Origin of the sequence: Pseudomonas sp. SBT1-2 (assembly GCF_028640875.1) — a bacterium.
In the GTDB taxonomy this organism is placed as follows: Bacteria; Pseudomonadota; Gammaproteobacteria; order Pseudomonadales; family Pseudomonadaceae; genus Aquipseudomonas; species Aquipseudomonas chlororaphis_I.
Genome location: NZ_JAQZAA010000085.1, coordinates 27,600 through 50,477, shown reverse-complemented (window position 1 = coordinate 50,477; position 22,878 = coordinate 27,600). Strand labels below are relative to the sequence as shown.

The following is a 22,878-nucleotide window of genomic DNA, read 5'->3' as shown; positions in this document are numbered from 1 at the left end:
ATTTAGAAGCGCGCTTTAGGCGTCGCAACCGGGATCGGATGGCGTCCGTCCAACGGCAGGAAACACCCTTGATCCGCGTCGTAGGCTTTGATTTCGCTGGTTTCGATGTTGTACACCCAGCCATGGATGAACAACTGGCCGTTGGCCATGCGCGAAGCCACCGAAGGGTGGGTGCGCAAATGCTGCAACTGGGCGATGACGTTCTCTTCGGTCAGCACATGCATGCTGGCGTTCTCGTCGGCGCAGTCGCAGTTCTCCTGGACCATGGTCTTGGCCACTTCGGCGTGGCGCAGCCAGGCTTTGACCGTCGGCATCTTTTCCAGGCTCTGCGGGTTGAGCACCGCGCGCATGGCGCCGCAGTCGGAATGGCCGCAAACGATGATGTGGTGCACACCCAGCGCCATGACCGCGTATTCGATGGCCGTGGACACACCGCCGTTCATCTGCCCGTAAGGCGGTACCACGTTACCGACGTTGCGGGTCACGAACAGGTCGCCCGGGGCGCTCTGGGTAATCAGTTCGGGAACGATGCGCGAATCCGCGCAGGCAATGAACATCGCCCGCGGCCGCTGGGCCGTGGCGAGTTTCTTGAACAGTTCTTCCTGCTGTGGGAAGACCTCGTGATGAAAATGCAAAAAGCCGTCAACGATTATCTGCAGCGCTGCATCGGCGCTTTCGGCGACCTCCGTGGACGCTGAAGCCGACGCAGCCAACGGCTGTTTATCCTTGTCACTCATGATTCATCCCCTTTTGACGGATTAGGTGAATTTTCCAGTTTTATCCGGCACGACGCCAGCGATTGATCAAAAAACGACCAGACCGCCGACAGCGACCCATCGGTCACTCGGTGAACAAGGTAGCCTTCCAAACTTAACTCAAACTGAACGGAGCGCTCTAAAACGCCACTATTGGCGATGCAAAAAGGTGACCAGCCTATAGAGCCAGGTGCACCGGCACTACTCCACCATAGGCCAATAACCCCTACAGCAACGACATCTGCCCACCCGGCGGACAGAAGGCCGTGCAATCGAGGTTGTAGCCTTCGCGCCGATCGAGCCCCAGGCGTTTGCTGGCCTTGGCGAAACGCTGCGCCAGCAGGGCCGCGAAGGGGCCTTCGCCGCGCATCCGTGCACCAAAACGGCTGTCGTACAGCTCGCCGCCGCGACACTGGCGGATCAGGCTCAGGACATGGGCCGCCCGCTGCGGGTAGTGGGCGTTGAGCCATTCCTCGAACAGCGGCGCCACTTCCAGGGGCAGGCGCAGCATCATGTAGGCCGCGCTTTGCGCGCCCGCGGCATGGGCCTCGGCGAGCAGGCTTTCCAGCTCGCTGTCGTTGATCATCGGAATCATCGGCGAACACAGCACCCCCACGGGAATTCCCGCCTCGCGCATTACCCGGATCGCCCGCAACCGCGCCTTGGGCGCCGCCGCCCGGGGTTCGAGGATGCGCTTGAGCTCGTCGTCCAGGGTGGTCAGGCTGATCATCACCGCCACCAGCCGCTGCTCGGCCAGTTCGACCAACAGATCGAGATCGCGCAGGATCAGCGAGCCCTTGGTGACGATGGTTACCGGGTGCCGGTAGCGCAGCAGCACCTCCAGGGTCCGGCGGGTCAGTTGGTGCTCACGCTCGATGGGCTGGTAGGGGTCGGTGTTGGAACCCAGGTTGATCGGCGCGCATTTGTAGCCGGGCTTGGACAGCTGCTGTTCCAGCATTGCCGCGGCATTGGTCTTGGCGATCAGCTTGGTCTCGAAGTCCAGCCCCGGCGACAGGTCCCAATAGGCATGACTGGGCCGCGCATAACAGTAGATGCAGCCGTGCTCGCAACCGCGATAGGGGTTGATGGAGCGGTCGAAGGGCAGGTCCGGCGAGCTGTTGCGGGTGATGATGGATTTCGCCGTCTCGAGGCGCACCTCGGTGCCCTGGGTCAGCGGGGCTTCCTGGTACCAGCCGTCATCGAAGGCCACCGAGCGCTGGGGCGCAAAACGGTTGTGCGGATTGGTCGCGGTGCCACGGCCGCGAGGGGGCAGGGGGCTGAACATGGGAGGCGCTCCGATACTGTATTCATATACAGTATCGGAGGTTCGAATTTCTGCAAAGCGCCGTCGGGCGGAGCGCGCCTTCGGCGCTGATCGCGAGCAAGCTCGCTCCTACAGAGAACACACGCATCCCTGTAGGAGCGAGCTTGCTCGCGAAAAAGGCCGGTCAGCCACCGCTGTGCTTGGTCCCCTGCCCCAGATCGTCATTCGAAGTACTTTGCAGGTCGCCCTTGCGCAGCCCCGCCACGTCCGCGGCGTTCACCTCGGAACCCTGGTTGCCCCAGCTGGTGCGGATGAAGTTGACCACATCGGCCACCTCCTGGTCCGACAGCCGCCAGGCGAAGGCCGGCATGGTGAAGGTCGATGGCGCGGTATGAGTCGCCGGCAAGGTGCCGCCCTTGAGCACGATATTGATCAGCGACGTGGCATCGGCGCTTTGCAGCACCGGGTTGCCCGCCAGCGCCGGGAACACCCGGGTATAGCCATGGCCGTCGGTACGGTGGCACGCCGCACAGTTGTCGACATACACCGACGCCCCCGGCTTGCTGTCGTCACCTTTCCACAACGCCTCGGCCACCGCCTTGTCGTACTGGTGCGGCTGGTCGTTGGCATCCACTGCCGGCAGCGACTTGAGGTAACGGGCGATGGCCGTCAGGTCCTCTTCGGACATGTACTGCATGCTGTGCACCACCACGTCGCTCATGCCGCCGAACACCGCTCCACGATCACTACGACCAGTCTTGAGGAACTGCACCAGCTGCTCTTCGCTCCAGCTGCCCAGGCCGTCCTTGTGGTCGCCGCGCAGGCTCTTGGCGATCCAGCCTTCCAGCGGCGCGCTGCCGGCCAGGAAGTGGCTGCCTTCGCTGGCGCTCAGGGCCTTCTCCTGCATGGTCAGGGCGCGCGGCGTGTGGCAGGCGCCACAGTGGCCGAGGCCCTCCACCAGGTAGGCACCGCGACTGACCACCGGGTCTTCGCCTGCCTTGGCCTGGCCGTTGCCTTGCAGGTCCGCCACGCTCGGCGCGAACATCCAGCGCCAGCCCGCCAACGGCCAGCGCATGCTCAGCGGCCAGGGGATGTCGCTGTCGCGGTTCTCCTGGACCACAGGCGCCACGCCTTGCATGAAGTAGGCATACAGCGCCTGCATGTCGGCGTCGCTGACCCGCGCATAGGACGGGTAGGGCATGGCCGGGTACAGGCTGCTGCCGCTCTTGGCCACGCCATGGCGCACGGCCTTGTCGAAGTCGTCGAAGCTGTACTCGCCGATGCCGGTCTTGTCCGGGGTGATGTTGGTGGAGTAGATCATGCCGATCGGGGTTTCCATCGGCAGGCCGCCGGCGAACGGCTTGCCGTCCTTGGCGGTGTGGCAGGCCACGCAGTCACCGGCGCGGGCCAGGTATTCGCCCTGTTTGATCAAGGCTTGCCGATCGGTTTCGGCGGCGCTGAGGGAAGCGCTGCCGAGCAGGGCCAGGGTCGCGATAACGAGGGTTTTCATGGTCATCGCTCCTTATGCCTGGACCAGCGGGCCGGGGTTCTTCAGGTACTGCTCGCGAATCGCGCGGGCCGACCAGTAGGTCAACGCGGCCACCAGGCCGGTCGGGTTGTAGCCCAGGCCCTGGGGGAAGGCCGAAGCGCCCGGGACGAATACGTTGTGCACGTCCCAGCTCTGCAGGTAACGGTTCAAGGCACTGGTTTTCGGGTCGGTGCCCATGATCGCGCCCCCGTTGAGGTGGGTGGTCTGGTAGGACGCGGTGTTGAAGTGCTCACCGACCTTCTTGCCCAGCACCGCGATGGCCTTGGGGTTCATCGCCTCGGCGATCTTGCCCATCTTCTCGACCATGAAGCGGTTCATCTTGATGTCGTTTTCCTGCCAGTCGAAGGTCATGCGCAGCAGCGGCAGGCCGTAGGCGTCGCGGTACACCGGATCGAGGTCGAGGTAGTTGCCGCGGTAGGACTGGTGGGCGCCGTGGGCGTCCATCGACACCTGATGGGTGTAGTAGTCGGCGGTGGCCTTCTTCCAGGCGCTGCCCCAGGCCGGGGTGCCCGGTGGGTTGGAGGTCCCGGCGATCGGCCGGCTGCCAGCCTGGTTGACCCAGAACGGCGAGCCACCGACGAAGCCATGCGGGCCGTGGTCGAAGTTGTCGGCGTTGAAGTCGTCCACCGCCACGCCATTGCCGCCGGCGCCGATGAAGTTGTTGGTGTGCACGTCCTTGTCGAAGTAGGCCTTGATGGTGGCCATGTTCTGGTAGGCGAAGTTCTTGCCCACCACGCCTTCGCCGGTGATCGGGTCGTACGGCTTGCCGATGCCGGACAGCAGCATCAGACGCACGTTATGGAACTGGAAGGCGCCGAGGATCACCAGGTCCGCCGGCTGCTCGATCTCGCGGCCCTGGCCATCGACGTAGGTAACGCCGGTCGCGCGGGTCTTGGTGCTGTCGAGGTTGACCTTGAGCACGTGGGAGTTGGGGCGCAGCTCGAAATTCGGCAGCGGCTTGAGGGCCGGCAGAATGTTCACGTTCGGCGAAGCCTTGGAGTACATGTAGCAGACATAGCCGCTGCAGAACCCGCAGAAGTTGCACGGCCCCATTTGCGCGCCATAGGGGTTGGTGTACGGCCCCGAGGTGTTGGCCGACGGCAGGTTGTAGGGCTTGTAGCCGACTTCGCCGGCGGCTTTCTGGAACAGCTGGGCGGAGTAGGTGTTCTTCTGCGACTCCAGCGGGAAATGGTCCGAACGGTCCGGCGCGTAAGGGTTGCCACCCTTGCCTTCACCGACCAGCTGGCCTTTCACGGTCCAGGCCTGACCTGAGGTACCGAAGATTTTTTCCGCGTAGTCGAAGAACGGTTCCAGCTCTTCGTAGGTGACGCCGAAGTCCTGGATGGTCATGTCCTTGGGGATGAAGTTCTTGCCGTAGCGCTCTTCGTAGTGGCTGCGCATGCGCAGCTCGATCGGGTCGGCGCGAAAATGCACGCCGGACCAGTGCAGGCCGGCGCCGCCGACGCCATTGCCCGGCAGGAACGCGCCCAGCTGGCGGTTCGGCAGGGCCACGTCGTTGACGCTGTGACGAATGGTCACCGTTTCCCGGGAGATGTCCTGGAAGAGTTTCTTGCGCACGCTGTAGGTGAGTTCGTCGATCACCTGCGGGTAGTTGCCGTCCGGGTAGGTGTCCTGCATCGGCCCGCGCTCCAGCGCCAGCACGTTGAGCCCAGCCTCGGTCAGCTCCTTGGCCATGATCGCGCCGGTCCAGCCAAACCCGACGATCACTGCGTCGACCTTCTTCATTACCGTTGCCATGCTCAAGCCCTCTCGCCGCGAATCGACACTGCCGGGAAAGGGTATTGCTCGTTGCGTTCCACCCAGTCCATGAAATCGGCGCGCGCGCCGGGGAAGCCAATCAACGTCCAGCCGACCATGCCTTTATTGCCGCCGTGGATCGGGTCGCAGAAGAACCCTTCCTTGGTGTTTTGCAGCAGAAGGTTGAAGAAAATCTTCGGCGGAACGCTGTCGAATTGGGGTTTTCCCGCTTCGAGCTGCTTGAGCAAATCGTCTCGGGTAGCGCTGTCTTGCGCGGCAAATGTTTTACCGTTGAAGGCTTTCGACCAAGCATCCGTCGCGGCAATGCCCAGGCGGTAGATCTCCTTGGGTACCAGCTTGCTCTGCCAGCCCATCTCCGGCGCGGCGTCGGCGTTGAACGGGCCTTGCATGTACCACAGGGCACCCGCGGCGTAGGGGGTGTTCATCTGCCGGTCGATGTATTCCGGCACGCCGGCTTCCAGGGCACCCGGGCCTTGTTCGTCGGCCGGGATCAGACGCTCTACCGCGGCCTGGACAAAAGCCCATTCTTCGGCGGTGAAATAGCTTGGCTGGTAAGCGTCAGCATTGGTGCTGACCGGGGCTCGGGCCGGCTCGACCGGCTTGGGCGCTTCGGGCGCGGCCATCAGCATCGAGCTGCCCAGGCCGGTACTGGCGACCGTGACCACCGGGATCAAGGTCAGGGATTTGCGCAGAAACTCACGCCGCGGGTTGTCTTGATCGTGATCAGACATGGGGGTGCACCTCACACTAGGCATTCACGGGTTGGGCAGCCGCGTCATGGCGTGGCTTGTCGTTCTGGCGGCGCAACGGGTCGATCCCGAGGCCGGGGAAAGCACAGTTCAGCAAATTTTGGTTACAAATGGTAGCAGGCTAAGCATTCGAATAAATCGTTTGCGTTGCAAAAAAGTCGCGATTGCCGAGAAAAAACCTCTATCGCAGCGACTTCACGTTTCTTTGACGAGCGCCTCACAGGGCGTTGACCGGTCCGGATGGAAGCTAGGCTCTCTCCACCCCATTTCCGGTCACGGCCTTCTGCATGCACAACTCTCGTATCCTTCCCGCTCTCTGCCTGTCCCTGCTGACGCTGCTCGCCTGGCCCCAGGCGCAGGCCGCCGAAACCGGCACGACCCGCCCGGCCCAGTGGGCCCAGCCCGTGGAAACCCACTACAACCTGTACCAGATGTCGCCGACGCTGTACCGCAGCGCCTTGCCGGACGGCGGCGCCGTGCCTTTGCTGGAAAAACTCAAGGTGGGCACGGTGATCAACTTCCTGCCGGAGTCCGATTCCAGCTGGCTGCAGGCCCCGGGAATCAAGCAGGTGCAATTGCCTTACCGGACCAATCACGTGGATGACGCCGACGTGCTGGCGGCCTTGCGCGCGATCCAGAGCGCCGAAAGCGACGGCCCGGTGTTGATGCACTGCAAGCACGGCTCGGATCGCACCGGCCTGATGTCGGCGATGTATCGAGTAGTAGTTCAGGGTTGGAGCAAGGAGGAGGCGCTGAATGAAATGACCGGAGGCGGGTTTGGTGACAGTTCCCACTTCAAGGACGGCATTCGCTACATGATGCAGGCCGATGTCGACAAATTGCGAACCGCCCTGGCCAATGGCGATTGCAGCACCAGCGTGTTCGCCACCTGTTCGGTGAAGAGCTGGTTCGAGACGGTGAGCGTCAGCAAGCCAGCGAATTGACCGGCTGCGTGAAGCTGCAGAATTGAGCTTCGACCGCATCCCGGTAGGAGCCAAGCTTGCTGGCGATCAAAGCACCGCGGTGTATCTGATACACCGCTATCGCGAGCAAGCTGCGCTCCTACAGGGGATTGGCAGTTACTTGGGCTCGTCGGTCTTTTTCTTCAACTTGGGGTTGGGGAAAAACTGCACCGACTGGACCTTGGCATCCAGCACCTTGAGGGCCGTGGTGTTGACCCGCGTGCCCAGCTCCTTGGGCACCGACAGGCCCTGTTCATTCAGGGTGTCGGAATACCCGCAGGCCACGCACTCGCGATGGGGAACGTCGTCTTCGCTCCACATCATCAACTTGTCCTGCTCGCTGCACGCCGGGCAGACCGCCCCGGCGATAAAGCGCTTTTTCGTCTTCACTGGCCCCTCGCTCATGCCGCTGCGCCCTCGGTCAGGCCGCTATGGCGCAAGAGTGCGTCAATCGACGGTGCGCGTCCGCGGAAGTCGACGAACAGCACCATCGGCTCCTGGGAGCCGCCGCGGGCCAGGATCGCTTCGCGGAACGCGCGACCGGTCTCGGCATTCAGCACGCCTTCTTCCTCGAACCTCGAGAAGGCATCGGCCGACAGCACTTCGGCCCACTTGTAGCTGTAGTAACCCGCCGCGTAACCGCCGGCGAAGATGTGCGCGAAGCTGTTGGGGAAACGGTTGTAGGCCGGCGGACGCATCACCGAGACCTCGTCGCGCACGCCTTCGAGCACTTGCAGCACGGCACGGCCATCGCCGTGGGTGGCATGCAGTTCGAAGTCGAACAGCGAGAACTCCAGCTGGCGCACCATCATCAGGCCGGACTGGAAGTTCTTCGCCGCGAGCATCTTTTCCAGCAGGTCCTGGGGCAGCGGCTCGCCGGTTTCATAGTGACCGGAGATCAGCGCCAGGCCTTCCGGCTCCCAGCACCAGTTCTCCATGAACTGGCTCGGCAGCTCCACCGCATCCCAGGCCACGCCGTTGATGCCGGAAACACCGGCATGTTCGACGCGGGTCAGCAGGTGGTGCAGGCCATGACCGAATTCATGGAACAGCGTGGTGACTTCATCGTGGGTCAGCAGGGCTGGCTTGCCGCTGTCGGCCGGGGTGAAATTGCACACCAGGTTGGCCACCGGGCTTTGCAGCACGCCGTCGAAAGTGCGGCGACGATCACGGGCGCCATCCATCCAGGCACCGCCACGCTTGTTGGCGCGGGCATACAGGTCGAAGAAGAAGCGGCCCACGTGCTGGCCGTTCTCCTTGATCTCGAACAGGCGCACGTCCGGGTGCCAGGTGTCGAAGCCTTTCAGTTCGGCGATCTCGATGCCGTACAGGCGCTGGACGATGGCGAACAGGCCGCCCAGCACCTTATCGATCGGGAAATAGGCGCGCAGGGTTTCCTGGGCCACGCTGTAGCGCTGCTCGCGCAGCTTCTCGCCGTAGAAACCGCTGTCCCAGCTCTGCAGGTCCGGGCAGCCCTGTTCGGCGGCGTAGGCCTTGAGCTGTTGCAGGTCCTGGGCGGCGAACGGCTTGCTGCGCTTGGCCAGGTCCCGCAGGAAACTCAGCACCTGGTCGCTGGACTCGGCCATCTTGGTGGCCAGGCTCAGCTCGGCGAAGTTGGCGTAGCCCAGCAGTTGGGCCAGTTCCTGGCGCAGGTCGAGGATTTCTTCCATGACCGGGCCGTTGTCATTCTGGCCGGCGTTCGGGCCCTGGTCCGAGGCGCGGGTGCAGTAGGCGGCGTAGACTTCTTCGCGCAGCGCGCGGTCTTCGGCGTAGGTCATCACCGCGTAGTAGCTGGGGAATTCCAGGGTGATCAGCCAGCCTTGCAGATCCTTGGCCTGGGCCGCGGCAGCCATCTGCGCCTTGGCCGAAGCGGTCAGGCCGGCCAGGGCCGCTTCGTCGGTGATGTGCTTGGTCCAGGCCTGGGTGGCGTCGAGCAGTTGGTTGGAGAAGCGGCTGCCCAGCTCGGAAAGCTTGCTCTGCACTTCGGCGTAGCGCTTCTGCTGCTCTGGCGGCAGGTCGATACCCGACAGGCGGAAGTCACGCAGGGAGTGTTCCAGGATAGTTTTTTGCGCCACGTCGAAACCGGCGGCTTCCGGGCTGCTCGCCAGGGCTTCGAAGGCCTGGAACAGCTCACGGTTCTGCCCCAGCTCGGTGGCGTAGGCGCTCAAGTCCGGCAGGCAGGACTCGTAGGCTTCGCGCAGTTCGCCGCTGTTGCACACGGCATTGAGGTGGCTGACCGGGCTCCAGGCCGCGCCCAGGCGGTCGTTGAGTTCGTCCATGGCCAGCACCAGGCCGGCCCAGGTCGGTTGCGCGCCCTGGTTCTTGAGGATTTCAGCGATGGCGGCGCGGTTGTCAGCCAGGATCTGTTTGATGGCCGGCTGTACGTGCTCGGCGCGGATCGCCGAAAACGGCGGCAGGTCGTAGGGCTGCAGAAGAGGGTTGTTCACACTCACGGTTGGCACCTTGGCTGGAAGAAACGTGGCCCCATCTTAATTACAATCGACGCACACCGCAGCTATCGCCCCCATTAATAAATGTCAGAACAGGTATCCAACTTGGCCATTCGCAGCTATCAGAACCACACGCCCATCCTTGGCCCGCGGGCCTTCGTCGACAGCTCGGCGGTGGTGATCGGCGACGTCGAAATCGGTGCCGACAGCTCGGTCTGGCCACTCACGGTGATCCGCGGCGACATGCACCGCATCCGCATCGGCGCCCGCACCAGCGTGCAGGACGGCAGCGTGCTGCACATCACCCACGCCGGCCCCTTCAACCCGGATGGTTTCCCGCTGCTGATCGGTGACGACGTGACCATCGCCCACAAAGTGATGCTGCACGGTTGCAGCGTCGGCAGCCGGGTGCTGATCGGCATGGGCAGCATCGTCATGGACGGCGCCGTGGTGGACGACGACGTGATCGTCGGCGCCGGCAGCCTGGTGCCGCCTGGCAAACGCCTGGAAAGCGGCTTCCTCTATGTCGGCAGCCCGGTGAAACAGGTTCGCCCGCTGACCGACAAGGAGCGCGCGTTCTTCACCTATAGCGCCGCCAACTACGTGAAGCTCAAGGACCTGCACCTGGCCGAAGGCTACGACCAGGCTTGAGCCCCCGACCCACTGCCCAGGAATCCCCATGCATTACCAAACCGTTCTGTTCGACCTCGATGGCACCCTGACCGACCCGCGCGAAGGCATTACCCGCTCGATCCAGTTCGCCCTCGGCAAGCTGGGCATCGACGAGCCCGACCTGAGCAAGCTGGAACACTTCATCGGCCCGCCGCTGTTGCAGGCGTTCATGCAGTTCTACGGTTTCGACGAAGCCAGGGCCTGGGAGGCGGTGAATTTCTACCGCGAGCGTTTCAAGGTCACCGGCCTGTATGAGAACCGCGTGTTCGACGGCGTCACGCCCCTGCTGGAAACCCTCGGCGGGCAGGGCCGCCAGCTGTACATCGCGACGTCCAAGCCGTGGGTGTTCGCCCGCGAGATCGCCCGGCACTTCGATTTCGCCCGGCACTTCAAGGTGATCTACGGCAGCGAACTGGACGGCACCCGCACCGACAAGGTCGAGCTGATTCGCCACCTGATCAGCGAAGAAGGCCTGGACCCGAGCGATACCCTGATGATCGGCGACCGCAAGCACGACCTGATCGGCGCCCGCCGCAACGGGCTGGATGCGGCGGCGGTGGGTTACGGCTTCGGCAGCCACGAAGAACTGAGCGCCGAGGCACCGGCCTATCACTTCCAGACCCTGGATGAACTGCATCAGGCGTTCCTGCAACGCTGAGCCGATCGCTATCGCAGGGCTTGCGTGCTTCTGTAGGAGAGGCCGGTCGACGCTCGATTGCCCGCGATAGCGTCCCCCCAGACACATCCCGCACAACAGACATACACCGTTCCGCCCTTCTTCGATCTAGCCTGAAAAACACGATCAAGGAGGATCTCCCATGCCCAGCAAACCCCACGCCCATCGCCTGCGTACTGGGCGTTACTCGCAGCCCGGTCAAATCTACGTTCTCACCTCCGTCACCCAAAACCGGGAACCGCTATTCAGTGATTTCCACTCGGGCCGCTTGGCAGTGGCTGCGTTCAAACAGGCCGAGCAGGAGCAACTCGCCCACTCGCTGGCCTTTGTCGTCATGCCCGATCATTTTCACTGGTTGGTCGAACTGCATGGCTCCACGTTGCCAGTGTTGATGGGCAGGACTCGCTCGCGCATTTGCGTATCGTTGAATCGCCAGCGGCGGCGCAAAGGGGCGGTCTGGCAACGTGGGTACCATGATCGAGGCATTCGCAAGGAAGAGGATTTACAGGCTGTCGCACGGTATATCGTGGCCAACCCGTTACGCGCGGGGTTGGTGAAGCGGGTGGGGGATTATTCGCTTTGGGATGCGATATGGGTTTGACGATCCGGCCTCATCGCGGGCAAGCCTCGCTCCTACAGAAGCACGTACGCCCTTTGTAGGAGCGAGGCTTGCCCGCGATAGCGTCCTTTCAGGCGCCATCCATCAATGTTTGCAGCGCCGCCTTGCGCTTTTCAGCCGGCAGCGCGCCGAGCTTCTCCACCGCCTGGTAAAACGCCCGCCAATCGCCGTTCACCTGCTTGAACAAGGCGGCAAACGCCGGCACCCACTGGTCGTACAGGCCGAAAGGCAACAGCCTGGCATTGTTCAGCGGGGTGTTGATCCAGAAGTCGTAGCGCGAGTCGCCCTGCCATTGGCTGTCCTTCAGCTGGCGGTAATCCCGGCGCAGCCGTTCGAATTCGGCGGCCTTGCGCTGGCGCATCTGCTCGGCTGGCAGCGGCAGGGCATACAGGCGTTCCAGGCGCTGGCGGGTATCGAGGATCAGCTGGATGAACTGGTCCTTCTGCTTGACCAGGGCATCGCTGGCCGGCGCCAGGCCCCGGGCCGCGCGCCATTGCCGGGTGCCTTCCTGCTCGACGAAGGTAGCGAAGGACTCGTTGAACTCGGTGTCGTCCTTCACATAGAAGCGCTGATGGGCCAGCTCGTGGAAGATCAGGGTCGCCAGGCGCTCGTCGCCCCAATGCAGCATCGAACTGAGGATCGGGTCGTTGAACCAGCCCAGGGTCGAGTAGGCCTCCACCCCGCCGATGGCCACATCCATGCCCTGCTGTTTCTGCAAGGCCGCCTCACCGCGGGCCGCGCCCTGGCTGTAGTAGCCGCGATAGGCCACGCAGCCGGCAATCGGGAAACAGTGGGTCTTGGGGCTCAGGGAAAACTCGGGGGTGCTGAATACATTCCACACCACGTAAGGCCGGCCGATGTCGGCGTAGAGGCGGTAGCTCTGGTTGTCCGGCAGGTGCAGGTGCTGGCTGGCGAAGCGCCGGGCCTTCTGCGACTGGGCCAGATGGGCGCGCAACAACGGGTCGCGAGCCGGGTCGGCGATGACCTGCTCGACCGGCGTGCGGGCCTGCAACAGACGCCATTGGCCACTGGCCAGCTGGCCGTAGTAACCCACGCTGGAACAACCGTTGAGCAACAAAAGCAGCAAGCCCGGAAACAAAAAGCGCAAAAGATGATCAAGTAACCCATGGCTTGAACGCGGCCTAATCAAATCGAATCATCCTTCGAGAGTCTGCCCCCAAGACTATCTCGCCTGCCTGGAGTTTCGCTATGCGCGTGTTGCTGCTGACCACCGGACTGTTGACCCTGAGCGGCTGTGCCGGATTGCCCGCCCCCGATCCGACGCAAGCCTGGATCGACCTCGACACCCACCAGGACAGCGCGCTGCAGGCGCTGGAGGTCGACGAAAAGGCTTGGGTGGACCGTCGATATTTCGAGGTCCAGCCCGGCAACCATGAGCTGAAGGTGCGCTACCAGTTCGCCGTGGAGCCCACCAATATCGGCCCGGACAGCGAACCGCTGTGGCGCGATTGCCAGCTGAACGTGAAGTACAAGGACTTCAACGCCGGCCAGCGCTACCAGTTGCAGACCGGCAATATCGGCTTCCGGCCCTGGGCCAAGCTCTATGACCAGCAGCGTAATCTGGTGGGTACCGGCCAACCAGCGGGCTGCCAGCGCACCTGATCGGCGCTATGCTTGAGGCCTTTCCCCGGACGGCCCGACCTCATGCGCCAACCTTTGCTGCTGCTTGCCCTGACCGGCCTCGTTGCCTGCTCCAGCCCCCTGCCGGCGGTGGACCCGCAACAGGCCTGGGTCGATTTCGCCACCCCGACGCCGGGCGGCAAGCTGCTGATGGCCGAGCGCCTGGACAACCAGCGCCTGACCGACGGCCGCTACTTCCAGGTCACCCCGGGCAGTCACGAGTTGATGGTGCGTTTCGATTTCGAGGTGTTCAGCGGGCGCTTCGGCATGATGAACGATCCGGCCGAGCGCCTGTGCTACCTGAGCGTGCGCTACGACCATTTCGAAGCCGGCCAGCGTTACCTGCTGGAAGCCCGCTCGCTGGGTTTCTCTCCCAGTGCCCGGCTGTACAACGCCAAGCGTGAGCTGCTGGCCGAAGACCACATGGTCAACTGCGTGATCTGAACGATCAGCTGTCGTTTCGCTGATAGATGATCGCCTTGGTGCCGTTTTCGCAGGTACCGACCACCATGGCCACGTCATGCTTTTCGGCTTCCTCCTTGCTGACAATCTCCAGGGTGTAGGAGGGCACGGCGTTAGCCTGGATCTTGATTTCAATCTCTTTCTTGAGTTCTTCGCAATCCTTCGGAGCCGCCAGGGCCGAGGTGGCCAGCGCGCTACAAACAACTGCCAGGACAAAACGTTTCATGAGTGGAGCTCCCCTTGATGCAGCGCCCACGGTCATGGGCTGAGCCTGCAGTCGTGCATTCGACCACATTTTCATGAAGCGAGTTCTGACGCCGCGCATATCTGGCGCGGGAGTGTTGCGAAGAAAACGCAATCGCGAGCCCGCGAACGGCGGCCGGTTGCTCCTGCAAAAGGCCTCGTTCGCTGGCTCGCGATGCGATGTAACGGTTGTAACGGTTGGACCGTGGCTCAGCTGACCAGCGTCGCATCCAGGCTGATCTTGGCGTTCAGCACCTTGGACACCGGGCAACCTTCCTTGGCCTTCTTGCTCAGTTCATCGAACTGCTGCTGGCTGGCGCCGGGAATCTTCGCCTTGAGGATCAGGTGCACCGCGGTGATCGCAAAACCGCCATCGACCTGGTCCAGGGTCACTTCGGCGTTGGTGTCGATACTGTCGGCCTTGAGCCCGGCCTCGCCGAGAATCATCGAGAAGGCCATGGAAAAACACCCCGCGTGCGCGGCGCCGATCAGTTCTTCCGGATTGGTGCCCTTGCCGCCTTCGAAACGCGCCTTGAAGCCGTAAGGTGCATCGCGCAGTACCCCGGTTTCAGTGGAAATCGAACCAATGCCGGTTTTCAGGTCGCCTTCCCAGTGAGCCGATGCTTTCTTGGTGATGCTCATGTCTGTCTCCTCGAGAACGGGCGCGAAAGACCGCGCCCTTGTGGTTTTCTGCTACTCAGGGTTCTAGAGGATAGAAGGCCTGGCGAAGTTCATCCTGTCTGAATCCGCCGTTTATCCGGACAGCAAATTCAGCTTGGCTATTGAAACTCGGGTATATGCCCACATTGCATGAAACAGGCTTTCAGCATTCGGCAGGTTTTGGCTCATGACAAAGGCCTGCACACCATTGGAGAAGCAGGCTTATGAAACCACTGTCCGACGTTAAGTTTTCCACCCTCGACCTGGTCCCCGTGCGCGAGGACGGCAGCCCGGCGCAATCGCTGCGTAATTCCCTGGACCTGGCCCGCCATGTAGAGAAGTTCGGCTACACCCGCTTCTGGGTCGCCGAGCACCACAACATGGACGGTATCGCCAGCTCCGCGACCTCGGTGCTGCTGGGTTATCTGGCCGGCGGCACCTCGAGCATTCGCGTCGGTTCCGGTGGCGTGATGCTGCCCAACCATGCGCCGCTGGTAATCGCCGAGCAGTTCGGCACCCTGGAAAGCCTGTACCCGGGGCGCATCGACCTGGGCCTGGGCCGCGCGCCGGGGTCGGACCAGATGACCGCCCGCGCCCTGCGCCGCGAACGTTCCGGCAGCGCCGACGATTTCCCTGAAGACGTGGCCGAGCTGATGGCCTACCTCGGTCCACGCACCCCGGAACAGCGGGTGATCGCGGTACCAGGGACCGGTACCCAGGTGCCGGTGTGGCTGCTGGGTTCCAGCCTGTTCAGTGCGCAACTGGCCGGTGAGCGCGGCTTGCCTTACGCCTTCGCCTCGCATTTCGCGCCGCGCTACATGCACGAGGCGATTCGCGTGTACCGCAATCACTTCAAGCCCTCGGCCGTGCTCGACAAGCCTTATGTGATGCTCGGCGTGCCGCTGGTGGCGGCCGATACCGACGAACAGGCCGACTACCTGGCGACCTCGGTGTACCAGCGGATCCTCGCGCTGATGCGCGGCCAGAGCCTGGTGCAGCGCAAACCGGTGAAGAGCATGGACGGCCTATGGCTGCCCCATGAAAAAGAGGCGGTGGGCAGCTTCCTCGGCCTGGCCATGATCGGCAGCCCGGCGAAGATCCGCGCCAAGCTCGAAGTGCTGATCGAACAGACCGGCGCCGATGAACTGATCTTCACCTGCGACCTGTACGAACACGCCGACCGCCTGCATTCCTACGAATTGCTGGCGCAGGTCATGAAAGGTTGAGTGCAATCGGGCCAAAGGATTCTGTGATCCTGAGGCCTTGCGCGCCCTTCGGCCGCGATCGCAGCCTGCGGCAGGGGCCCGCCTGGCCTGGGTAATCGCCGGGCACAAAAAAAGCCGACGTATTGCGTCGGCTTTGTTCATTTCTACGAGGGCTCAGCCGCGCTTGTAGACGATTTCCTTGGTACCGCCTTCGCAGGTACCGACCACTTTGCCGTCAGTCGCGCTGCCTTTGTCGACAATTTCCAGCGAATAACCCGACACGCCTTTGGCATCGATCTTCGCGGCGATTTCGCTTTTCAGCTCTTCGCATGATTTGCCGGCAGCAAGGGCTGTTCCCGCGACACTCAACAACGCTAAAGCCATTACCAGTTTTTTCATCGGTCACATTCCCTGGTCGAATCAAAAATAAGCGTCAAGCCCCGGCCTGTTCGGCATCGAGGCAGATATAGCGCTTTGCCATTCCCTATGGCAATCGGCCAGCGCCCAAGTTCAACAGCCTAGTCCAGGTTCAGCTGTTGGCAATGCGGAAACCGACCTTGAGCGTGACCTGGAAATGCGCGGCCTTGCCATCAAGGATGTGCCCGCGGGTTTCCGTGACCTCGAACCACTCCAGGTGCTTGATGCTTTTGCTGGCTTCGGCCAGCGCATTGTTGATGGCGTCTTCGATGCTGCTAGGGGACGAACCGACCAGTTCGACTTTCTTGTAGGTGTGATGATCAGACATGGCGCTCTCTCCTTATGAGGTAGATCAAAGCCTAGCAGCGATTACCAGCAACACTGGAATAAGCCCCGGGCCCATCGTCATGCAGATTTAATGCACTTTCGCCAGGCCGCGCAGTCGGACCCTACAGACCCCTCAATCAACAATGCAGGAGAGCCACCATGGCCAACACTTCGCTACGCAAAGCCTCATTGGAAAGCATGGAAGCCGAGATCGAAAGTCTGCTCAAGTCCCTGGAAAGCCTCAAGGACGATGCTTCGGACGAGTCGCGCAAAACCCTCAAGGCACTGAAAAGCAACGCCGAGAGCGCGCTGAGACATTCTCGCAGCCTGCTCGGCGATGCCTATGAAGAAGTCAAAGTGAAAACCCGTGAAACCGGGATCGCCACCCGCGACTACGCCCAGCAACACCCCTGGACCACCGCCGGCGTCGCCGTGGGCGCGCTGGGCCTGCTGGCCGCTTACCTGCTGTGCAAACGCGGCAATTAAGGAGTCTGGCGCAGCTCATTACTGAGCCACTGCGCCAGCTGCCGGGCGCGCCCATCCGCGGCGCGCTTGGGTAGCCACAACGCCAGTTGCCCCGGGGTTTCACAGAAACCCCACGGGGCAACCAGGCGCCCGGCACGCAGGTCCTCGGCCACCAGCGGCTGCGGCGCGATCGCCACGCCCAGCCCGGCCACCGCGGCCTCCAGCAAATAATACAAATGCTCGAAACCCTGGCCGAACTTCAGCGCCCCGGCGTCGATGCCGTTCTGGCGGGCCCAGCTGGGCCAAGCCTGCGGGCGCGAGGTGGTCTGTAGCAATGCCTCGTTCAACAGCGCACTGGCCGGCGCCTCGCGCAGTTGTTCGTAACGGCTGTAGCGCGGGCCGAGCACCGGGCCGATGCGCTCGCTGGCCAGTTCAAAGACCTGCATGTCCGCCGGCCACGGCGGCTCGGCGAATACCAGCAAGGCATCCAGCCCCGGCCGGCGCGGGTCGAGATCGCCTTCGCCGGCCGACAGGTGCAGGCGCAGGTCCGGCAGGTCGGCATTCAACCGCCCCAGGCGCGGGATGAACCAGCGCGCCAGCAGGCTGCCGGAACAACCGAGCACGAAGGGCGCATCGGCGGTGCTCTGGCTCAACTCGGCGCAGACCGTGCGCAGGCGCTCGAAGGCATCGCTGCTGGCATCGCGCAGGCGCACCCCGGCATCTGTGAGTTTCAGGCCGCGTCCTTCCTTGACGAACAGGCTCACCCCGAGATGTTCTTCAAGCACCTTCAACTGGCGGCTGACCGCGCCATGGGTGACGTGCAGCTGTTCGGCCGCCTGACTGACGCTGTTCAGGCGGGCGGTGGCTTCGAAGGCCCGGAGGGCGTTCAGCGGAGGCAGGTCGTGGCTCATGGGATATGTGAGTTTTCCTGACAGGTTGTGGCGATCTTATCGGTTTTCAGCCTGGGGTGTCAGGGGTAGAGTGAACGCCATTGCCTGTCCATGCATTCACCCTTTTGACGAATCACCGGGAGCGCCCCCATGACCCAGACCAACCTGCGCAACGGCCCTGATGCCAACGGCCTGTTCGGCGCGTTCGGCGGCCGTTACGTCGCCGAAACCCTGATGCCGCTGATCCTCGACCTGGCCCGCGAATACGAAGCGGCCAAGGAAGATCCGGAGTTCCTCAAGGAACTGGCCTATTTCCAGCGCGACTACGTCGGCCGTCCAAGCCCGCTGTACTTCGCCGAGCGCCTGACCGAGCACTGCGGCGGCGCCAAGATCTACCTCAAGCGCGAAGAGCTGAACCACACCGGCGCGCACAAGATCAACAACTGCATCGGCCAGATCCTCCTGGCGCGGCGCATGGGCAAGAAACGCATCATCGCCGAGACCGGCGCCGGCATGCACGGCGTGGCCACTGCCACCGTGGCGGCGCGTTTCGGCCTGGACTGCGTGATCTACATGGGCACCACCGACATCGAGCGCCAGCAGGCCAACGTGTTCCGCATGAAGCTGCTGGGCGCCGAAGTGATCCCGGTGGTCGCCGGCACCGGCACCCTGAAGGACGCGATGAACGAAGCCCTGCGTGACTGGGTGACCAACGTCGACAGCACCTTCTACCTGATCGGCACCGTGGCCGGTCCGCACCCTTATCCCGCCATGGTCCGCGACTTCCAGGCGGTGATCGGCAAGGAAACCCGCGAACAGCTGCAAGCCCAGGAAGGCCGCCTGCCGGACAGCCTGGTGGCGTGCATCGGCGGCGGTTCCAACGCCATGGGCCTGTTCCATCCGTTCCTCGACGACAAGAGCGTGCAGATCATCGGCGTCGAAGCCGCCGGCTACGGCATCGAGACCGGCAAGCACGCGGCCAGCCTGAATGGCGGCCTGCCAGGCGTGCTGCACGGCAACCGCACCTTCCTGCTGCAGGACGAGGATGGCCAGATCATCGACGCCCACTCGATTTCCGCCGGCCTCGACTACCCGGGCATCGGCCCTGAACACGCCTGGTTGCACAATATCGGCCGTGTCGAATACACCTCGGTGACCGACGATGAAGCCCTGGCCGCCTTCCACCAGTGCTGCCGCCTGGAAGGCATCATCCCGGCCCTGGAAAGCGCCCACGCCCTGGCCGAAGTGTTCAAGCGCGCGCCGAACCTGCCCAAGGATCACCTGATGGTGGTCAACCTCTCGGGCCGCGGCGACAAAGACATGCAAACCGTGATGCACCACATGGAACACTCTCAACAAGAGCACTCCCAGCAGGAGAAACACTGATGAGCCGCCTGCAAACGCGCTTTGCCGAGCTTAAGCAACAGAACCGCGCCGCCCTGGTGACCTTCGTCACCGCCGGCGACCCGGGCTATGACGCTTCCCTGGCGATCCTCAAGGGCTTGCCGGCAGCCGGCGCCGACGTGATCGAGCTGGGCATGCCCTTCACCGACCCGATGGCCGACGGCCCGGCGATCCAGCTGGCCAACATCCGCGCCCTGACGGCCAAGCAGAACCTGGCGAAAACCCTGCAAATGGTTCGCGAATTCCGCGCCGGCAACAACGACACACCGCTGGTACTGATGGGGTACTTCAACCCGATCCACCACTACGGCGTGCCGCGCTTTATCGCTGAAGCCAAGGAGGCCGGCGTCGACGGCCTGATCGTGGTCGACATGCCGCCCGAGCACAACGCCGAGCTGTGCGACCCGTCCCAGGCCGCCGGTATCGACTTCATCCGCCTGACCACGCCGACCACCGACGACGTGCGCCTGCCGAAGGTGCTGAACGGCAGCTCGGGCTTCGTCTACTACGTCTCAGTGGCCGGTGTGACCGGTGCCGGTTCCGCCACCCTGGAGCATGTGGAAGAGGCGGTGACCCGCCTGCGTCGCCACACCGACCTGCCGATCAGCATCGGTTTCGGCATCCGCACCCCGGAGCAGGCCGCGGCCATCGCCCGCCTGGCCGACGGTGTGGTGGTGGGTTCGGCGCTGATCGACCAGATCGCCAATGCCACCAGCTCCGAACAGGCCGTGGACGGCGTGCTGAGCCTGTGCGCCTCCCTCGCCGAAGGGGTGCGTCAAGCCCGTGTCAGCTGAGGGTAAAGTTCCTGATACAGAGGAATTAGCCTCGGGATCCACAGACTAAACCGGCAAGACCAAGGGGTTCAGGACCAGGTTCTGAACCCCTTTTTGTTGTTCGTGCTCTGAGGAAGACCCGATGAAAATGCCCAAACGCCTGATTGCCGGTCTCGGTGTGCTGATGCTCAGCGCCAGCCCGCTGTTGCACGCGGTCGCGGACCCACGTGACGACCACGATCGCGGAGGCCCGCAACAGGGTCGCTACGACAATCGAGGAGACAATCGCGCGGACAATCGGGGCGATGAGCATCGTGGCCCGCAGGCCGATCGGCGTGGCGGCCCGCCCCGGGATTTCGGCCCGGTGCGCGAAACCATTCGCGACAATCACGTCTACTTCGTACGCGGCGCACCACCGCCCCACGGCATCCACCTGGTACGCGGCCAGCCGCTGCCTCGCGGCTACTACGGCGAACGCCTGGACAACCGCGCCCTGGCGCACCTGCCGTACTACCCGGGTTATGAATGGCGGCGCATGGGCGCCGATATCGTGCTGATCGCGGTGGGCAGCGGGATCGTCTACGAGATTCTCGACGGCGTGCTGTATTGATCGGGGATTGATAGCGTTTGAGAGGACGTCATCGCGAGCAAGCTCGCTCCTACAGAAAACGCCTGACCTTGTAGGAGCGAGCTTGCTCGCGAAAAATCTCAAAAAATCGACAGATCCAGCGGCCTGATCGCCCCCATCCAGACCGCATGCTCGGTGTGATCCTTCAGGTCGTCCCCGGTATCCGGGTGCAGAAACACCACCAGCCCGTTGCGATTGAGCGCCAGCCACGGCAGCACCTCCCCCAGGTACTGCGGTTCGAACGCCAGCTGGCAGCTCCAGTCCGGATGCGGGCCGACCGGCCGTTCATGCACCCGGCCCATCTTCAATGGAAACAATTGCGCCGCCTGCTCACACAAGGCCCGCGCCTGGTCGATGGTGCTGGCGTCGAAATAGACGTGGGCGTGATAGCCCTTGATGCGTTGCATGGAACCTCTCATGACAAAGTCGAACCCTGGCGACAGCCCACAGGTCATAACCTTACTAGTGTAAAGAAACGAGCCGCGCCATGAAAAATGCCGAAACCCCGGTGGTCAAACTGGTGATCTACGGTGCCATGAGCAGCCTGGGCAGCGCGCTGATGGCGGAGTTCCTGCGGCGCCAGCATGAAGTCATCGCCATCCTCGACGACCTGACGGCCCTCGAGCCCCTTCCCGGCTTGCGCACCAAATGCGGTGACCTGTTCGATGCCGTGCGGGTCAGGCAAAGCGTGGCCGGAGGCGACGTGGTGGTCTGCCTGCTGAATGCCCCGGGGCTGCCCATGGGTCTCGAACAACAGGAAAACCTGCTGCTCGAACCCCGGGAACAAGTCCAGGCAGTCGAAGCGCTGATCGCCGGCATGCAGGCTGCCGGCGTCCGACGCCTGTTTCTGGTGGGGAATTTCGAGGTGCTGGACCAGCCGGAGATGGAGGGTTATCCACACCGTCAGACGGCCGAGACCATCCTCGACGCGCTGCAAGGCAGCAGCTTGCGCTGGACCCTGGTGAATGCGCCGCAAAGCGTACCCGGGCTGACCCTGGAACACTTCAGCCAGCCCGCCGGCAGCCTCCCGCCGAAGCTGGACGAGCCAGTGCGGCGACTGGCGCGGGTGGCTGCCGGCATCGCCGATGAACAGCAGCTGAACCTGCACGTGGGCGAGCATGTGAACTTCGTGTGTTGAATCCTTATCGCGAGCAAGCTCGCTCCTACAGAAGGTTATGCGATCCCATGTAGGAGCGAGCTTGCTCGCGATGGCTTGCCCGCCATCCCCAAACCTCAGATGGCAATCGAAGGCAACCCCAGCCCGGTCAGGGATTGCGCGCTGTCGGCCTGCTCGACCATCAGCCAGTCGAAAAACCGCTGGATCAGCGCCCCCCGGCGTTTGCGCTGGGGCAGGACCACGTAATAGCCGTAGCGGGAAATCAGCGTTTCGCTGATCGGCCGGCACAACAGACCTTGCGCCAGCAAGTTATCCACAAGGTGGCGCCAGCCAATGCCCACGCCCTGGCCACCGATCGCCGCCTGGATCAGCAGGGTGTAGTTGTCGAAACGCAACTGCCCCGGCGCTGGCGGGGTGGCGATCCCTAACTCACGAAACACGCCGCTCCAGTCGAACCAGTGGCTGCTGTTTTCGCCCTTCAGGTGCAGCAGCGGAAACTCCAGCAGCGAATGGGCGCCCAGCGGTAGCGGCCGCTCCTTGAGCAACAGCGGGCTGCACACCGGAAACACCTCTTCATTGAACAGCCAGTGGCTTTCCCCCTGCTTGAAACGGCCATCGCCAAACAGCACCGCCACGTCGATATCGCTGCGCAGCATGTTGTGGCTGCGTTCGCTGGTGACCAGGCTCACATCCACCTGCGGATTGGCGGCGTGGAAACGGTGCAGGCGCGGCATCAGCCAGTAGGCGGCAAAGGCGAAGTCGGTGGCCACCTGCAGCACCTCATGCTGATGCTGGGCGGTGATGGCGCTCAGGCCGTTGTCGATGCTCTGCAAGCCGGCCTGCACCTGTTCGAACAACTGGCTGCCGGCCTCGGTCAGTTCGATGCCACGGTAGATGCGGTCGAACAGCCGGGTGCCGAGCTGTTCTTCCAGCCGCTTGATCTGCTGGCTGATGGCCGGTTGGGTGGTCCCCAGTTCCACCGCCGCGGCGGTAAAGCTGCGCTGGCGCGCCGCCGCCTCGAATACGCGGAACAGGTCCAGGGACAGGTCGCCAAGCGCTTCATACATAAGCTGTGCTTATCCTAGTCATTGCCGCACATGGGCTTTACCGCAAAAGCCGCAGGTTACATGCTCGATCGCAGCACTTTCGCATAACTGCCCACTATGGAATG

Annotated in this window: 27 protein-coding genes; 12 read left to right on the top strand and 15 right to left on the bottom strand. The window is 63.2% G+C overall.

Annotated elements, in window-relative coordinates:
- Window positions 1–2 precede the first annotated feature (2 nt).
- The 5 genes from PVZ78_RS17480 to PVZ78_RS17460 all read right to left on the bottom strand — a co-directional run bounded on the left by PVZ78_RS17480 (window position 3) and on the right by PVZ78_RS17460 (window position 6,078).
- The gene (locus PVZ78_RS17480; protein WP_009046260.1) at window positions 3–737 is read right to left on the bottom strand and encodes a carbonic anhydrase; all 735 of its coding nucleotides are present in this window, start codon (window positions 735–737) and stop codon (window positions 3–5) included.
- A 244-nt stretch (window positions 738–981) separates the two neighbouring features.
- The gene (locus PVZ78_RS17475; protein WP_009046259.1) at window positions 982–2,040 is read right to left on the bottom strand and encodes a PA0069 family radical SAM protein; all 1,059 of its coding nucleotides are present in this window, start codon (window positions 2,038–2,040) and stop codon (window positions 982–984) included.
- A gap of 163 nt (window positions 2,041–2,203) precedes the next feature.
- Window positions 2,204–3,529 (bottom strand): c-type cytochrome, encoded by a 1,326-nt coding sequence (locus tag PVZ78_RS17470; protein WP_009046258.1) that lies wholly within the window; start codon window positions 3,527–3,529, stop codon window positions 2,204–2,206.
- A gap of 12 nt (window positions 3,530–3,541) precedes the next feature.
- The gene (locus PVZ78_RS17465; protein ID WP_273829006.1) at window positions 3,542–5,326 is read right to left on the bottom strand and encodes a GMC family oxidoreductase; all 1,785 of its coding nucleotides are present in this window, start codon (window positions 5,324–5,326) and stop codon (window positions 3,542–3,544) included.
- Window positions 5,327–5,328: 2 nt separating this feature from the next.
- Window positions 5,329–6,078, bottom strand: a complete 750-nt coding sequence (locus PVZ78_RS17460; RefSeq protein WP_009046256.1) for a gluconate 2-dehydrogenase subunit 3 family protein — start codon at window positions 6,076–6,078, stop codon at window positions 5,329–5,331.
- Between the two features lie 305 nt (window positions 6,079–6,383).
- Here PVZ78_RS17460 and PVZ78_RS17455 point away from each other — a divergent pair, with 305 nt between their 5' ends.
- On the top strand, window positions 6,384–7,040 hold the full coding sequence (locus tag PVZ78_RS17455; RefSeq protein WP_009046255.1) for a phosphatase domain-containing protein: 657 nt from the start codon (window positions 6,384–6,386) through the stop codon (window positions 7,038–7,040).
- Between the two features lie 135 nt (window positions 7,041–7,175).
- On the opposite strand, the gene PVZ78_RS17450 is transcribed toward PVZ78_RS17455, so the two are convergent.
- Together PVZ78_RS17450 and prlC are read right to left on the bottom strand one after the other, a co-directional pair.
- The gene (locus PVZ78_RS17450; RefSeq protein WP_124300985.1) at window positions 7,176–7,463 is read right to left on the bottom strand and encodes a YheV family putative zinc ribbon protein; all 288 of its coding nucleotides are present in this window, start codon (window positions 7,461–7,463) and stop codon (window positions 7,176–7,178) included.
- Complete coding sequence (gene prlC / locus PVZ78_RS17445) at window positions 7,460–9,511, bottom strand: oligopeptidase A (RefSeq protein WP_273829005.1); 2,052 nt, start codon at window positions 9,509–9,511, stop codon at window positions 7,460–7,462. The genes PVZ78_RS17450 and prlC overlap by 4 nt, the downstream gene beginning before the upstream one ends.
- Before the next feature lie 102 nt (window positions 9,512–9,613).
- Between prlC and PVZ78_RS17440 the strand changes: the two genes are divergently transcribed.
- From PVZ78_RS17440 to PVZ78_RS17430, 3 genes are all read left to right on the top strand, one after another.
- Window positions 9,614–10,159, top strand: a complete 546-nt coding sequence (locus tag PVZ78_RS17440) for a gamma carbonic anhydrase family protein (protein WP_009046252.1) — start codon at window positions 9,614–9,616, stop codon at window positions 10,157–10,159.
- Window positions 10,160–10,187: 28 nt separating this feature from the next.
- Window positions 10,188–10,838, top strand: a complete 651-nt coding sequence (locus PVZ78_RS17435; protein WP_041987875.1) for an HAD family hydrolase — start codon at window positions 10,188–10,190, stop codon at window positions 10,836–10,838.
- Window positions 10,839–10,998: 160 nt separating this feature from the next.
- Window positions 10,999–11,457 (top strand): REP-associated tyrosine transposase, encoded by a 459-nt coding sequence (locus tag PVZ78_RS17430; RefSeq protein WP_009046251.1) that lies wholly within the window; start codon window positions 10,999–11,001, stop codon window positions 11,455–11,457.
- 88 nt (window positions 11,458–11,545) lie between these two features.
- On the opposite strand, the gene PVZ78_RS17425 is transcribed toward PVZ78_RS17430, so the two are convergent.
- On the bottom strand, window positions 11,546–12,625 hold the full coding sequence (locus PVZ78_RS17425) for an aminopeptidase (RefSeq protein ID WP_124339406.1): 1,080 nt from the start codon (window positions 12,623–12,625) through the stop codon (window positions 11,546–11,548).
- Window positions 12,626–12,684: 59 nt separating this feature from the next.
- Here PVZ78_RS17425 and PVZ78_RS17420 point away from each other — a divergent pair, with 59 nt between their 5' ends.
- Window positions 12,685–13,098 (top strand): PA0061/PA0062 family lipoprotein, encoded by a 414-nt coding sequence (locus PVZ78_RS17420; protein ID WP_009046249.1) that lies wholly within the window; start codon window positions 12,685–12,687, stop codon window positions 13,096–13,098.
- A gap of 42 nt (window positions 13,099–13,140) precedes the next feature.
- A complete protein-coding gene (locus PVZ78_RS17415) occupies window positions 13,141–13,560 on the top strand; it encodes a PA0061/PA0062 family lipoprotein (protein ID WP_009046248.1) in 420 nt (139 codons plus the stop codon).
- Window positions 13,561–13,564: 4 nt separating this feature from the next.
- Here the strand turns inward: PVZ78_RS17415 and PVZ78_RS17410 are convergent, their stop codons facing one another.
- Entirely contained in the window at window positions 13,565–13,804 is a 240-nt protein-coding gene (locus tag PVZ78_RS17410) for a DUF1161 domain-containing protein (protein WP_009046247.1), read from the bottom strand.
- A gap of 227 nt (window positions 13,805–14,031) precedes the next feature.
- On the bottom strand, window positions 14,032–14,463 hold the full coding sequence (locus tag PVZ78_RS17405) for an OsmC family protein (protein ID WP_009046246.1): 432 nt from the start codon (window positions 14,461–14,463) through the stop codon (window positions 14,032–14,034).
- A gap of 242 nt (window positions 14,464–14,705) precedes the next feature.
- Here PVZ78_RS17405 and PVZ78_RS17400 point away from each other — a divergent pair, with 242 nt between their 5' ends.
- Window positions 14,706–15,707, top strand: a complete 1,002-nt coding sequence (locus PVZ78_RS17400) for an LLM class flavin-dependent oxidoreductase (protein ID WP_009041499.1) — start codon at window positions 14,706–14,708, stop codon at window positions 15,705–15,707.
- Window positions 15,708–15,860: 153 nt separating this feature from the next.
- On the opposite strand, the gene PVZ78_RS17395 is transcribed toward PVZ78_RS17400, so the two are convergent.
- Together PVZ78_RS17395 and PVZ78_RS17390 are read right to left on the bottom strand one after the other, a co-directional pair.
- Window positions 15,861–16,085: a DUF1161 domain-containing protein gene (locus PVZ78_RS17395; protein ID WP_009046245.1), complete on the bottom strand. Its 225-nt coding sequence runs from the start codon at window positions 16,083–16,085 to the stop codon at window positions 15,861–15,863.
- 130 nt (window positions 16,086–16,215) lie between these two features.
- On the bottom strand, window positions 16,216–16,431 hold the full coding sequence (locus tag PVZ78_RS17390) for a dodecin (RefSeq protein ID WP_009046244.1): 216 nt from the start codon (window positions 16,429–16,431) through the stop codon (window positions 16,216–16,218).
- Window positions 16,432–16,589: 158 nt separating this feature from the next.
- Between PVZ78_RS17390 and PVZ78_RS17385 the strand changes: the two genes are divergently transcribed.
- Window positions 16,590–16,916: a DUF883 family protein gene (locus PVZ78_RS17385; protein ID WP_101281594.1), complete on the top strand. Its 327-nt coding sequence runs from the start codon at window positions 16,590–16,592 to the stop codon at window positions 16,914–16,916.
- On the opposite strand, the gene PVZ78_RS17380 is transcribed toward PVZ78_RS17385, so the two are convergent.
- A complete protein-coding gene (locus PVZ78_RS17380; protein WP_273829004.1) occupies window positions 16,913–17,806 on the bottom strand; it encodes a LysR family transcriptional regulator in 894 nt (297 codons plus the stop codon). The two genes, PVZ78_RS17385 and PVZ78_RS17380, sit on opposite strands and share 4 nt — an antisense overlap.
- A gap of 129 nt (window positions 17,807–17,935) precedes the next feature.
- On the opposite strand from PVZ78_RS17380, the gene trpB reads away from it, so the two are divergent.
- From trpB to PVZ78_RS17365, 3 genes are all read left to right on the top strand, one after another.
- Window positions 17,936–19,171 carry a tryptophan synthase subunit beta gene (gene trpB, locus PVZ78_RS17375; RefSeq protein ID WP_273829003.1) on the top strand — a complete coding sequence of 412 codons (1,236 nt, stop codon included), beginning with the start codon at window positions 17,936–17,938 and terminating at the stop codon, window positions 19,169–19,171.
- Window positions 19,171–19,983, top strand: coding sequence for a tryptophan synthase subunit alpha (gene trpA / locus PVZ78_RS17370; protein WP_016703927.1), 813 nt, complete (start codon window positions 19,171–19,173; stop codon window positions 19,981–19,983). The genes trpB and trpA overlap by 1 nt, the downstream gene beginning before the upstream one ends.
- 121 nt (window positions 19,984–20,104) lie before the next feature.
- A complete protein-coding gene (locus PVZ78_RS17365) occupies window positions 20,105–20,572 on the top strand; it encodes an anti-virulence regulator CigR family protein (RefSeq protein WP_038583324.1) in 468 nt (155 codons plus the stop codon).
- A gap of 98 nt (window positions 20,573–20,670) precedes the next feature.
- Here PVZ78_RS17365 and PVZ78_RS17360 read toward each other — a convergent pair whose 3' ends face one another.
- Window positions 20,671–20,997: a DOPA 4,5-dioxygenase family protein gene (locus tag PVZ78_RS17360; RefSeq protein WP_009046239.1), complete on the bottom strand. Its 327-nt coding sequence runs from the start codon at window positions 20,995–20,997 to the stop codon at window positions 20,671–20,673.
- Between the two features lie 80 nt (window positions 20,998–21,077).
- Here PVZ78_RS17360 and PVZ78_RS17355 point away from each other — a divergent pair, with 80 nt between their 5' ends.
- Complete coding sequence (locus PVZ78_RS17355; protein ID WP_159298888.1) at window positions 21,078–21,728, top strand: NAD(P)-dependent oxidoreductase; 651 nt, start codon at window positions 21,078–21,080, stop codon at window positions 21,726–21,728.
- Window positions 21,729–21,823: 95 nt separating this feature from the next.
- Here PVZ78_RS17355 and PVZ78_RS17350 read toward each other — a convergent pair whose 3' ends face one another.
- Complete coding sequence (locus PVZ78_RS17350) at window positions 21,824–22,774, bottom strand: choline sulfate utilization transcriptional regulator (protein WP_273829002.1); 951 nt, start codon at window positions 22,772–22,774, stop codon at window positions 21,824–21,826.
- Window positions 22,775–22,878: the final 104 nt, after the last annotated feature.